Genomic DNA, 12,434 nt, shown 5'->3' with positions numbered 1-12,434 from the left:
CTCCCCCGGCCTGCTCCCCGTCCTCCGCCTACTCCGCGTCGTCCCCGTCCGCCTCGTAGCGCGCCACCAGTTCCTTGGCGTCCTGTTCGGTCAGGGTGATGCCGAAGGCGGTGTCCAGGAGGGCGGGGACCTCCTCGGGGGCGACCTGGCGGACCTCGCGGGTGAAGTCGGGGCGGGTCTCGGTCAGTTCGCGGCCGATGAGGGTGCGGCGCACGTCCGGCCCCGGCTTCTGGACGGCGACCCGGCGGATGAACGGGGAGCGCGGGTGGGTCGAGGTGTAGTGGTTGTAGACGGTGTAGTCGACCGGGAAGCGCTCCTCGGCGGTGAAGGCGTAGAGGTCGGCCCAGCCGTCCGCGCGCCGCGACCGCAGCACCCAGATGCCGGTGTCCGGCTCCCGGACGATGCCGAAGTCCCAGGCGCCCTGCCGGGCCTCGGCGCCGTCCCGCAGCGGGATCGGTTCGAGCAGCGCCTCGCCGCCGAAGCCGACGTCGGTGATCCAGTCCGTACCGTCCAGCGTGACCTTGAGCGTGGCGTGGCTCACCGGGCGGAGCTTGTCCTCGCCGTTGCGGACCCGGGCGCCGAGGCCGGTGACGCGGAAGCCGAGGCGTTCCAGGGCGGCGGCGTAGAGGGAGTTCTGCTCGTAGCAGTAGCCGCCGCGGCGCTGCCGGACCAGCTTGGCCTGGAGCGACTCCAGGTCGAGGAGGACGGGGCGGCCCAGCACGACTTCGAGGTTCTCGAAGCCGATGGCGGCGCTGTGCGCGCGGTGCAGGGCCCGGAGCGTGTCCAGGGTCGGCCGGCGGTCGCCGGTGTGGCCGATGCGGGCCAGGTAGGCGTCGAGGTCGAGCCGGTCGCCGCCCCAGATGGATCCGGTCATGGTGTGCGTCCCCCTTCGTTCCGGCGCCCTGGTGCGGGAGCCGGAAGGGAGCATAGGTGAGGCCGGGGGCGGGGCGGATCGGCTGGCGGGACGACCGGGGCTCGGCGACCGGTCCTAGGTCCGCGGGCCGAGGCCAGCGGACGGCGGGGAGGGCGGCGGGGCCGTGGCCGGAGGCCGCCCCGCCGGCCCGTTCACCGCGTGCCGGGTCCGGCGCCCACCGGCTCCGGCTTGAACGCCCAGGCCATCGACGGCTCCATGGCGAAGCGGAAGACCCGCCGCACCGGCGCGGTGCACAGCAGCGTGACGACGGTGCCCGCGAGCAGCGTCAGCAGCACCTCGCCCCACGGGGTGTGCAGCCAGGCGTGGTGGTACCAGCCCCAGAACCGCGACCCCTTGGCGAGGAAGCCGTGCAGCAGATAGCCGTAGAGGGTGCCCCCGCCCAGGGCAGTGAACCACGTCGTACGGCCCGGCACCCAGGCGAAGAAGCACGCGACCAGCACCAGCGAGCAGCCGAACATCGCCAGGGTCATCACCACCCCGGACCACCACGGGGCGCCCAGCTCCTGGGCGCTGTCGCGGTGGTAGAACCACGCGGCGTTCATCCGCGGCGCGGCCCAGTACGCGAAGGCCAGCGCGCCGGCGGCGACCGGCGGCGCGGCGATCCGCACCGGCCGGCGGCGGACCAGCCGGAAGTGCTCGGGGCGGAGGTTCAGGCCCAGGACGAAGAACGGCAGGAACTGCAGCACCCGCTGGAGGCTGAGGTCGTCACCGGTCTCCGGGGAGACCGACGCCAGGACCGCGATGGCCAGCGCGAGCGGCAGCGGCCAGCGGACGGCCCGCCACAGCGGGGTGGTCAGCCGCCAGATGAACAGCGCGATCAGGAACCACGTCAGGTACCAGGGTTCCAGGAGGCTGATCGGGTAGCCGGGGTCGTCGTCCGCCCAGCGCTTGAAGAAGGTGTACGCGACCTCGAAGAGGACGTAGGGGACGGCGACGCCGGTGATCAGCCGCTGGAGGCGGTCCCGGCGCAGGTCGAAACCGCGCGAGAAGTAGCCGGAGATGATGATGAAGGCCGGCATGTGGAAGGCGTAGACGGTGAGGTAGAGCGCGGCCGCGGCCCGGCTGGAGCCGCGCAGCGGCTCCCAGGCGTGGCCCATGGCCACCAGGACGATCGCCAGGTACTTGGCGTTGTCGAAGAACGCGTCCCGGGGCTTGGCCGGGCCGCCGGCGGCCGCCCCGCCCGTACGGGCCCGGGCGTGCCGGCGGCTCCCGGCGGCCGGCGCGGCGGGGTGCGGGGCGTCCTGGCCGGGCGGTGCGGCCGGGGGGAGGGTGGCGGTCGCGGCGGCCGGTCCGCCGTCGGGCGCGCCCGGTGCGGTGCCGGGGGTCGGCCGCGGCGCGGGCAGCGGGACCCGCCGCTCGCCGTACGCCGGAATGTCGTGCGTCAAGGGCCCTCCCGGTACGCGGCGGGCCAGGACCCCGGATCAGCACCGGCCCCCGAAACGGAACCCGAATGGCAAATCCACCGTCTTAGTCTTTTTACGGGGAGCGTGGCGTCGAACATCCCTGGCACCTTAGTCCCGCCGGCGGAATCCCGTAAATCCCGCCCGGCCGCGCCCCCGTGGCGCTCACAACCCTCCACAGCACCTTCACCGGAGCCGGGCGAAATACCGCAAAAGGTGGGCCGGAGAATACACCCGCGCGGGGCGGGCGCAGGGGACCAACAGGCAGGAAGGGCGGGCAGAGCAGCGGGTTGAGTCAGCGGGCGGGCTCAGTCGATGACGCCCTCGACGGCGCGGGCGCGGACCGCCCGTACGCTCGCGTCCGTGCCCACGTCCCAGGCGTAGATCTCCAGCCGCCGGCCGTGCGCGCCGCGCAGCCGGTGCACGGCGCGGGCCCAGCGGGAACTCACCTCGGACATCCGGGGGTTGATCTGGTCGGCGAAGCGCGCGTAGCGGCGCAGCCGGCTCAGCGGGGGCCGGCCCAGGATTCCGGTGCGCACCCGCGGCATCAGGGTGTGCACGCGTCTGACGCAGCGGACGCAGAAGCTCTGGATCACCAGCCGGCCGCGCAGGTGGGCGCGGTCCAGCCAGCCGTGCGCGCGGAGTTCGCGGAGGGTCTGCGCCTCGATGCCGGGGTACTGCTCGGGCGCCTTCAGCTCCAGCAGCAGGCCCTGGTGGTTGCGGTCGAGCCGGCGCAGGTAGGCGTCGAGGGTGGGGACGCGGGTGCCGGCGAAGCGCTTGCCGAACCACCGGCCGGCGTCGAGCCGGGCGATCTCGGCGGCGGTGAAGTCCCGCACCCGCCACGGCGCCCGGTGCGGGAAGACCTTCGCGGCGTCGGTGGTGCGGTTCAGGGTGGTGTCGTGCATCACGATCAGGCGGCCGTCCTTGGTGCGCTGGACGTCGTTCTCCACCCAGACCAGTCCGCGGGCGTGCGCGGCGTCGACCGCGGCGAGGGTGTTCTCCGGCGCGTAGCGGGAGGCGCCGCGGTGGGCGATGACGAACGGGGTGCGGTGGCCGGCCCGGATACTGACGACCGTGCCGCCCCGGGTGGCCAGCGCGGTCTGCCCGCCGGGACCGGAGGCCAGGGCCGACGAGGCGACCGTCGCGGTCACCAGGAACGCGCCCAGGCCCGCGGCGGCCCGCGACGTGTGCCGTATCCGCGCGGGTCTGCGAAGCATGCGCCGGCCTCCAGGTCGCTCGGGCGCGGACGCCGCCGTCCGCGCCGGTACGCCCCCTGGGGCGCCCCCGGGCCGCCCTGCCTCCCGACCCTGCCCCCGTCCGGGCGCCCGCGCCAGGCGAACGCCGCCCCCGCGGGCGCGCGCCGCCGCCCCCGGCCCGCCGTCGTGGCAGGTCAGGGGCGGTGCGCCGGAGCCGGGGCGGTCCGGCGGGGCGTTACTCCTTGAGGACCGCGGCCGCCGCGTAGTCGAGGATCGACATCGCCCAGCCCTGGAGGTCCTGGTCGGCGTCGGCGGCGGCCTGGGCCCAGCGCAGCCGCCGGTCGCGCGAGACGTTGACCTGGATGCGCATGCTGATGCCGTCGCCGTCCCGCCCGGCCGCCTCCTCCGGCGCGCCCTGCCGGGCGGCCTTGAGGCGGCCGCGGAGGAAGTTCCGCGACCAGCCGAGCCGTTCGGCCCGGTCGAGCCAGTAGTCCTGCTCGCTCTCGGGCAGGCTGGCGACTTCGGCGTGGTGCTGGAAACTCAGCGCGGAACGGCGGCGCAGCGGTGAAAAGCGCCGGGCGACCCAGGCGTAGTTGCGCAGTGTCTGGTAATCGAGTTGCGTTTCCTCCACGGCCCGCTGATAGCGGTCCGGATAGGCGGAGCGGCCGTAAATGAGCCAGTCCCCCAGCCACCAGGCCGAGGAGTCCGCGGCTACATAGAGTTGTTTACCAATCCTTTGCCAGTCATTCAGCGTGATGCCGGATGGCAATTCGAGCGTCGTACGTCGCGCGGTGGCCTTCTCGGCGGCTTTGGTCAGCTTCCCCGCGGGCTTGGCGACCGCGGGCAGATCCGCACGGGGACATCCCCGTACTTTCCATTCCCCCATGATGCATTGCCTCTGTCGTGCTAGGTCATTGACGACTGATTGCAGACAACTCTAGCCAGCCACGGCCGGGGGGTGTCTATACCCGTTCTTTAACTTCGTCGCTTCCCCCGAAAAGGCCACCGAGTGACTTCTCGGGCGGCCCCGGCGGATACCGCTCAGCGGTCCGCGGGCTCCCCGGCGTCCTGCACCAGCAGCGCGATCTGGACGCGGTTGTTCAGGCCGAGTTTGGTCAGGATGCTGGAGACATGCGTTTTGACGGTGGAGACGCCGAGGTAGAGCGCCGCGCCGATCTCGGCGTTGGACTTCCCCTGTCCCACGCCGAGCGCCACCGCGCGCTCGCGGTCGTTGAGCACCGCCAGCCGCTCGGCGGCCTCCCGGCGGCGCCGCGAGGTGTCCTGGGCGGAGACCACCTGGCGGATCAGCCGGTGGGTGACCACCGGCGAGAGCACCGGCTCGCCGCGGGCCACCCGCCGGATCGCCGCGACGATCTCCGGCGGCGGGGTGTCCTTGAGCGCGAAGCCGGCGGCGCCGGCCCGCAGCGCGCGCAGGACGTACTCGTCCGCGTCGAAGGTCGTCAGCACCAGGATCTCCGGGGCGCCGTCCGCGGCGCGCAGCGCCTCGGTGGCGGCGAGCCCGTCCATCACCGGCATCCGGATGTCCATCAGGACGACGTGCGGGCGGTGGCGGCGGACCAGCTCGATCGCCTCGGCGCCGTCCCCCGCCTCGGCCACCACCCGCAGGTCGGAGGCGCCGCCCAGCATCACCGACAGCCCCGCGCGGACCAGCGGATCGTCGTCGACGATCAGCACATCGACCGTGGAGGACACCCCCGTTGGGGACTCGGCTGAGGTCATGCGGTCAGCGTAACGGGTGGCTGTGACAGGCGGCCGGTACCGAAGTCGGCCGGCGGACGTACTTTGGTCCGGCCCGGCGCCGCCAGCGGCGGGACTTCGGTCGGCGCGGGCGGTACCGATGGCCGATCCGGCCGCCCGGCGCCGCCGCCTAGCGTGGCCGCATGGCAAAGCTGGTGCAGCTCCTCGGACTCTTCCTGGTCGTCGCCGGACTCAGCGGCACCATCGACCAGTTGGCGTCCCAGCCGTTCCTGGGCCCGGTGCTCAACGTCGTCAACCGCTACGTCATCCCGCACATCCCGCCGCTCCAGGGCTACGAGGTCATCTGCAATCTCTCGCTCTCCGTGCTCGGCGCGATCGTGGTGATCGTGGCTAATCGGGTGCAGGACACGTCGCGTTGACGGGGAACGAGGCTCTGCGGCTTCCCCAGCCACTGCGCGTACGCGAGAATCAGAGCGTCCAGGCGGAAGCGGTCCGGGGCCACCTCGCGCAGCAGGCCCGCGTCGGCCAGGGTCTGCAGGGCGCGCTTGCACTGCGGGCGGTCCATCCCGCTCAGCCCCATGGCCAGGGGCAGCGTGATCACCCGCGACTCCTGGAGGCCGAGCGCCATGAAGACGTGGGCGGCCTCGGGGGGCAGCGCGTCGTAGGACCAGCCGATGACGGTGCGCAGCGAGGACTCGCGGTCGCCGGGCAGCTCCAGGAAGTCGACCGGGTCGGCGTTCTCGAAGCAGGCCAGCGCGTCCTCGGGCGAGGGGGCGACCTTGACGCGGGTGGCGGCGATCCGCAGCGCCAGCGGCATCCCGTCGCAGGCGGCCACCAGCCGCCGCACGGCGGCGCGGTGCCGGGTGGTGAACGGCTCGCCGACGATCCGGGCGAAGAGCCGGACGCCGTCCTCCTCGGCCATCCCGTCCAGGACGATCCGCCGCGCGCCGTCCCGGGCGATCAGCCCGGCCAGACCGTTGCGGCTGGTGACGACGACCAGGGCGGACGGGGTGCCCGGGAGCAGCGCCCGGACCTGCTGGGCGCCGGCCGCGTCGTCCAGGACGATCAGCAGCCGGCGGCCGGCGACCAGGCTGCGGTAGGCGGCCCGGGCGTCGATGCTCTCGGACGGCGGGGGCTGGCCCAGGGCGGCCACCAGATGGCGGATCGCGGCCTCGGGCGCCTGCCGGTCCGGTGTGCCGGCGGCGTGCAGGTCGACATGGAGCTGGCCGTCCGGATAGCGGTGGGCCATCGCGTGCGCGAAGCGGGTGGCCAGCGCCGTCTTGCCGACCCCGGGGCCGCCGGTGACCAGCAGCAGGGTGGGCTCGGCGACCGCCTCCTGCGCCAGCGCGGAAAGCCGCGCCAGCTCCGCCGTCCGGCCGGTGAACCCCGGGACGTCGCGGACGAGTTGGGACAGGGCGGCAGGCCGGCGGCCGGTGCCTTCGGGCGGCGGGGGGCCGGGCTCGCGCGCCGGGCGGAGCGCTGACGCGGCCCCGGGCTCACCGCGCAGCACCTGCTCGTAGAGCTGCTGGAGGTGGCTGCCGGGCTCCATGCCCTGCTCCTCGACGAGTTGTTCGCGCAGCGAGTGGTACTCCCGCACGGCGTCGGCGTGCCAGCCGAGGTCGACGTAGCAGCGCATGAGGAGGTAGCGCAGGCGCTCCCGCAGCGGGTGGTGGCGGACCAGCGCGGAGAGTTCGCCGACCAGGGCGACCGGGCGGCCGAGGTCCAGCAGCATCTCGGCGCAGTCCTCCAGGGCCAGCAGGCGGGCCTCGGCGAGCCGGGCGCGCTCGGCGTGCACGAAGGGGCCGATGGCGCCCCCGTAGGGGGTTCCGCGCCACAGCCCCAGTCCCGCTTCCAGTTCGCGGACCGCCCGGGGTGCCGCGCCCTCGGCCCGCAGCCGGCGGGCGGTGGTCAGGGCGGTGGCGAACTGCTCGGTGTCCACGCCCTCGGGCGCGACGCGCAGCATGTAGCCGGAGCGGTCGGAGACCAGTAACTCGGCGTGCCCGTCGGGGCGTTCGGGCCGCAGGGAGTTCCGCAGCCTGGAGACATAGGTGTAGACGCTGTTGACGGCGGTGGGCGGGGCGTTGTCGCCCCAGATGGCCTCGACCAGGTCGTCGCGGCTGACGGTGCGGTTCGCGTGGGCGGCGAGCACAGCGAAGATCGTCCGCTGTGTCGGGGACCCGAGTTCGAGCTGGCGTCCTTCCCGTACCGCCAGCACCGGTCCGAGAAGCGTTGCGGTCAGAGAGGCAGGCATGCGTTTCCCCCTCCTACTCCCCTCCGGCGTGATCATAGCCCAGCAATAGAACACGCTCCGGTGCACGCCCTTATCTACCGCCACGACTGCCCACAAGACGTGCGAACGGTGCAGGTGGGAGGGGGTGCCGGGGTCCGCGGGCGGTCCGGCGGCGTCCCGCCGGCGGGACGGAAACGAGCCGTCCGGTCGGCGCCGCGGAACGTTTCCGCCGACTCCAACCAGCGCGTTTGGAGGCCGTCCAGATCGCATCAAGGAGATACCGCCGCGGCCGGTGTTCCATGGACGAAATGCCACGCAGCGAGAGGCGGTGAGGGGAGTGCTCGATGGTGCTCTGCGTAAATCGGTGAACCCGGTCGTCGCGGCCGGAAGAAGCGGCCCGCAAACCGGTCCGTCGGCGTCACCGGGCCAGGCGGTGCGCGGAAGAACCGCTCTCTGTATCCCCCGGGGGATGTCCATCGATGCCTGGCGCAGCCTGGGCCGGCAGATCCAGGAGATTTCCAGTTCGTCCGCCTGGTGGCTCGGCGACTGGCTGCTCTACGGTCAGGCGGAATTCCCCAACCGCTATAAGCACGCGATCGCGCAGACCTCGCTCGACTACCAGACGCTGCGGAACTACGCCTGGGTGGCCCGGCGGTTCGCCCCGCACCAGCGCCACGAGGCCCTGAGCTTCCAGCACCACGCCGAGGTCGCGGGGCTGCCGGAGGAGGAGCGGGGCCAGTGGCTGGCCCGGGCCGCCGAGCAGCGCTGGTCGCGGAACGAACTCCGGCGGCAGGTGCGGGTCCGCAAGGAAATCACCGGCGCGGCCGAACGCGCGGTGCAGTTGAAAATGAAACCGGATGACGGTCAGCGCGAACTCTGGCAGGCCGCCGCCGTGCGCACCGGGAAAGACCTGCTCACCTGGATCACCACGGTGCTGGACGACGCGGCGAATTCCGCTCCGGCCATCAGCGGCTGACCGCGCGTTTATTCCGTTACGCATCATCGCGTTCCGGGAGAAAGGCGGTGCACGATAGCGGCATGACTGGAGAAGAGGTGCCGCCTTTGGCACTTTCGGCCGGCGACCGGCAATCCCGAATACGCCCGCCCCGCCACCGCGTGGAACGCCGCGCGGTGTGGTGGTGGACGATCCGGGTCGCGCTGTCGCTGGTCGTCTCGGTCGGCGCGCTGGGGATCACGTACTGGCTGTGGGAGGGGGGCCGGACCTGGATCGGTCCGGTCCTCCTCGCCACCGCCGCCGCCCATCTGGTGACCGGCGCGGTGATGCCCTCGGTGCGCTACCGCGTCCACCGCTGGGAGTGCACCGACCTCGCCGTCTACGAACTCAAGGGCTGGCTGGTGCGGGAGTGGCGGATCATCCCGATCTCCCGCATCCAGAGCGTGGACGTGGCGCGCGGGCCCGTGCAGCAGTGGCTGGGGCTGGCCACCCTCCGGGTGGTGACCGCCGCGCACGAGGGCCACGTCAAGATCGTCGGGCTGGACGCCGACGTGGTGGCGCGGGCCGCCGCCGAACTGACCGCGATCACCCAGGCCACCCCGGGGGACGCGACGTGACGACGGCGGAAGCCCCGGAGCACACCGCCCCGGCGCCGGAGCCGCCCGGCGACGAGGTGCCCTGGCAGCGGCTCAACGGCCGCCTGGTCTGGGTGAACTTGGCGCGGCTGGTGCTCTCCACCCTGCCGACCGTGCTCTCCATGGTCTTCTTCGGCACCGGGCGGCAGCTGTCGGACCTGTGGCCGGCGATCACCGCGACCACGATCGGCATGGTCATCAGCGCCCTGGACGTCCTGCGCTGGCTGCGCACGCGCTACCGCGTCACCGACGAGCTGGTGGAGATCCACACCGGCCGGATCCTGCGGGTCTACCGCCAGGTGCCGCGCGAGCGGATCCGGACCGTCGACCACAAGGCGAGGCTGCGCCACCGGATGGCCGGGCTGCGGGTGGTGGTCATCAGCTCCGGCCGGTCCCGGCCCGCGCTGCGGCTGGACGCCGTCTCCAAGGACAAGGCCGAGGCGCTGCGCCGCGAACTGCTGCGCGGCGCGGCGCCGGACGCTGCCGGCGAGGCGGAGGCGGCCGCCAAGGCCGGGCAGGAGAGCGCCGCGGAGGAGACCGTGCTCTCCCGGGCCCGCTGGTTCTGGATCTTCTACAACGTCATCAACATCTGGGGCATGCTCGTCGGCGGGCTGCTGCTGTGGAGCCTGGACTCGCTGCTGGACCTGGTCAATCTGGACCTCATCGGCCCCCTGGACCGGCTGATCGACCACCTCGCGCCCAGCCGCCCGGCCGCCTGGGCGCTGTGGGCCGGTGTGGTCGCCGTCCTCGGCTTCTGCGCGCTGGCCAGCGGCTTCGTGAAGGACAACTGGCACTTCCGGCTCGTCCGCCGGACAACGGAGGACGGCACCGCGCTGGTCACCCGGCAGGGCCTGCTGTCCACCCGGGAGGTGCACCGCGACGACAGGCGGCTGCGCGGGATCCACCTCAGCCAGCCGCTGTTCTGGCGCTGGATCGGGCTGACCGAGACCTCTGTCATCTCCACCGGCCTGGCCGCCTGGTCGCTCACCAGCGAACCGGCCGCCGTGATCCTGCCGCGCGGGCCGGCCGCGGAGGCCCGGCGGGTGGCGGGCCTGGTCCTGCCCGGGCCGGAGCGGCCACTCGAGGCGCCGCTGCGCCGCCATCCGCTGACCGCGCTGGTCCGCCGGCTGCTGTGGGCGGCGGTGTGCTGCGCCGCGTCGGCGGGACTGCTGGCCTGGCTGGGCGCCACCGGCGTGGTCCCGGGGTGGCTGTGGACGGTCCCGCTGTGGGGCGCGCCGCTGCCGGTCCTGCTGGCCGTGGTCGCGTACCGCACGCTGGGGCACACCTGCGCCGGGCGGTATCTGGTCATGCGGCACGGGGTGTCCCGGCGGGAGACCGCGGTGCTGCGGCGGGACGCGGTGCTGGGGCTCAAGCTCCGCCAGTCGCTGGTGCAGCGGTGGCTGGGGCTGGTGAGCGTCGGCGTGCCCACCGCGGCCGGCCACCGCTTCTACCACGCCCCGGACATGACGGTGGAGCAGTTCCTCACCTTCGCCGGCGAGGCCGCCCCCGAACTCCTCGCGGAGATTCTCCGGCCGGCCGGCGAGCGGAATTCCGCCGGGCCCGGACAGTAAATGCGCACCGGCAACTCCCGAACGGCCGGGCGGATACGGAAAGATGCGGGACGGCGCTGAAGCCCCGGACATATATCGATGTGTGCCGCGGGAAAGCCCAGGGTTTCCCGGCCGCCCCGTATCGTCGACACCGGATATTTTGGAGTACGCACCAGATGTGGGAGATCAAGCTGGCGGAAGGTTTTTCCGTGAGCGCGCTCGGCCTCGGCTGCAGTTCCATGTCCTATGGCTACGAGACCGGCCCGCGGGACGACCGGGAATCCATCCGGGTCATCCACCGGGCCCTGGATCTCGGCGTCAATCTCTTCGACACGGCCGATGTCTACGGACCGTTCACCAATGAGGAGTTGATCGGCCGCGCGCTCGAACACCGCCGTTCCGAGGCGGTGCTGGCGACCAAATGCGGAATGGTCGCCGGCCCCGACGGCCGCTTCCGGCGCGACGGCCGCCCCGAGCACCTGCGGCGGGCCTGTGACGCCTCGCTGCGCCGGCTGCGCACCGACACCATCGACCTGTACCAGCTGCACCGCGTGGACCCCGCCGTCCCGCTCGCCGAGACCTGGGGCGCGCTCGCCGAGCTGGTCACCGCCGGCAAGGTCCGCGCCCTGGGCATCTCGCACGCCACCTGCGCCGAACTGGACGAGATCCACGCCATCTTCCCGCTCACCACGGTGCAGTACGAGCTGTCGGTGTGGGCGCCGCAGAGCAAGCGGGAGATCCTGCCGTGGTGCCGGCGCAACGGCGTCGGCTTCCTCGCCTTCGCCCCCATCGGGCGCGGCTTCCTCTCCGGCCGGGTCTCCCCCGACCGGCTGGGCGCCGGCGACTCCCGGGTCCGCGACCCGCGGTTCCGGGCCGAGGCGATGCGCGCCAACGAGGTGATCCTCGACGGGCTGCGCCAGGTCGCCGCCCGGCACGGCGGCGCCACCCCGTCCCAGGTGGCCATCGCCTGGGCGCTCGCGCAGGGCCCGGACGTCGTCCCGATCCCCGGCACCCGCCATCTGCACTGGCTGGAGGAGAACGTCGCGGCGGCCGGCCTGCGGCTGTCCGCCGAGGACCTGCACCGGCTCGACACCCTGCCGGCCGCGGTCGGCGAGATGCACTGGGACCGGCTGCGGGAGGCCCGTACCGGCCTCGCGGACGCCCCGGAGGCGGCCGGCGACCGGCCGTCCGCATAAGGCCCTTCCCGGAGAGATTGGACGACCGCCGTGCTCTTCCCGCACACCACGTCCCGCCGGCTGGCATTCCGCCCGGCGTCCACCGCGCACCACGCGGATCTGATCCGCACCATGCTGCGGACCGGAATCGAGAACGTCAGCCCGACCGGCCGGGCCGGCAATCGCGATCTGTCGAAATGTGACGCGGCATTTCTCGTCACCCGCAAGGGCAGCGGAGATCTGCTCGGTTTCGCCACCCTGCACGGGCTCGATGCCGCCGGGCACATCAAGTCCGGTGTGTATCTGGATCCCGAACGGGCCCGGCTCGGGGTCGGTTCCGAGGCGATTTACCTGACGATCAACTATGCCTTCGCGATGTTCCCGGTCGATAGGGTGATCGCCCAGACCACCGAGGCGACGTTCGGTTCGGTCGGCCTCAATTCCCAGGACGGCACCGCCACCGCGATTCTCCGCGACTATCTCTATTTCCGCGGCCGCCACTGGGATCTGCACACCTACGAGCTCCGCCGCGCCGACTGGGAGCAGCACGTGGACGGCGCGCTGGACGACGTGCTGGGGCCGGGGCTGAGCTGGCGCGCCGACCCCAACCGCCCGCCGGCCGCCGCCTGACCCCGGCCGC

General features: G+C 73.0%; 12 protein-coding genes and 1 pseudogene. 6 read left to right on the top strand and 7 right to left on the bottom strand.

The window, feature by feature from the left end:
• Positions 1 to 28: 28 nt before the first annotated feature.
• The 6 genes and pseudogenes from ADL22_RS01455 to ADL22_RS36925 all read right to left on the bottom strand — a co-directional run.
• Positions 29 to 874, bottom strand: coding sequence for an arylamine N-acetyltransferase family protein (locus ADL22_RS01455; RefSeq protein WP_066972920.1), 846 nt, complete (start codon positions 872 to 874; stop codon positions 29 to 31).
• A gap of 191 nt (positions 875 to 1,065) precedes the next feature.
• Complete coding sequence (locus ADL22_RS01450) at positions 1,066 to 2,319, bottom strand: acyltransferase family protein (protein ID WP_066972917.1); 1,254 nt, start codon at positions 2,317 to 2,319, stop codon at positions 1,066 to 1,068.
• 323 nt (positions 2,320 to 2,642) lie between these two features.
• Entirely contained in the window at positions 2,643 to 3,551 is a 909-nt protein-coding gene (locus ADL22_RS01445; protein ID WP_066972915.1) for a glycerophosphodiester phosphodiesterase, read from the bottom strand.
• 214 nt (positions 3,552 to 3,765) lie between these two features.
• Positions 3,766 to 4,416, bottom strand: coding sequence for an LmbU family transcriptional regulator (locus ADL22_RS01440; protein WP_199836186.1), 651 nt, complete (start codon positions 4,414 to 4,416; stop codon positions 3,766 to 3,768).
• Between the two features lie 155 nt (positions 4,417 to 4,571).
• Positions 4,572 to 4,769: a response regulator transcription factor gene (locus ADL22_RS36930; protein WP_420711527.1), complete on the bottom strand. Its 198-nt coding sequence runs from the start codon at positions 4,767 to 4,769 to the stop codon at positions 4,572 to 4,574.
• Between the two features lie 129 nt (positions 4,770 to 4,898).
• Positions 4,899 to 5,270: pseudogene (locus ADL22_RS36925) on the bottom strand (response regulator); the annotation flags it as partial.
• A 161-nt stretch (positions 5,271 to 5,431) separates the two neighbouring features.
• On the opposite strand from ADL22_RS36925, the gene ADL22_RS33430 reads away from it, so the two are divergent.
• A complete protein-coding gene (locus tag ADL22_RS33430) occupies positions 5,432 to 5,668 on the top strand; it encodes a hypothetical protein (RefSeq protein WP_079063765.1) in 237 nt (78 codons plus the stop codon).
• On the opposite strand, the gene ADL22_RS01430 is transcribed toward ADL22_RS33430, so the two are convergent.
• Entirely contained in the window at positions 5,581 to 7,500 is a 1,920-nt protein-coding gene (locus ADL22_RS01430) for an AfsR/SARP family transcriptional regulator (protein ID WP_159048567.1), read from the bottom strand. The genes ADL22_RS33430 and ADL22_RS01430 overlap by 88 nt on opposite strands.
• A 343-nt stretch (positions 7,501 to 7,843) precedes the next feature.
• Here ADL22_RS01430 and ADL22_RS01425 point away from each other — a divergent pair, with 343 nt between their 5' ends.
• From ADL22_RS01425 to ADL22_RS01405, 5 genes are all read left to right on the top strand, one after another.
• Positions 7,844 to 8,455: an LmbU family transcriptional regulator gene (locus tag ADL22_RS01425; RefSeq protein ID WP_267890137.1), complete on the top strand. Its 612-nt coding sequence runs from the start codon at positions 7,844 to 7,846 to the stop codon at positions 8,453 to 8,455.
• Positions 8,456 to 8,517: 62 nt separating this feature from the next.
• Complete coding sequence (locus ADL22_RS01420; protein ID WP_066972909.1) at positions 8,518 to 9,051, top strand: PH domain-containing protein; 534 nt, start codon at positions 8,518 to 8,520, stop codon at positions 9,049 to 9,051.
• The gene (locus tag ADL22_RS01415; protein ID WP_066972907.1) at positions 9,048 to 10,640 is read left to right on the top strand and encodes a PH domain-containing protein; all 1,593 of its coding nucleotides are present in this window, start codon (positions 9,048 to 9,050) and stop codon (positions 10,638 to 10,640) included. Before ADL22_RS01420 ends, ADL22_RS01415 begins: the two co-directional genes overlap by 4 nt.
• 155 nt (positions 10,641 to 10,795) lie before the next feature.
• Entirely contained in the window at positions 10,796 to 11,815 is a 1,020-nt protein-coding gene (locus ADL22_RS01410; protein WP_066972905.1) for an aldo/keto reductase, read from the top strand.
• Between the two features lie 30 nt (positions 11,816 to 11,845).
• Entirely contained in the window at positions 11,846 to 12,424 is a 579-nt protein-coding gene (locus tag ADL22_RS01405; RefSeq protein ID WP_066972903.1) for a GNAT family N-acetyltransferase, read from the top strand.
• Positions 12,425 to 12,434: the final 10 nt, after the last annotated feature.

Source organism: Streptomyces sp. NRRL F-4489 (genome assembly GCF_001509485.1).
Classification (GTDB): domain Bacteria; phylum Actinomycetota; class Actinomycetes; order Streptomycetales; family Streptomycetaceae; genus Streptomyces.
Note: the sequence above shows the minus strand (reverse complement) of the source record. Positions and strands in the feature narration are given on the sequence as shown.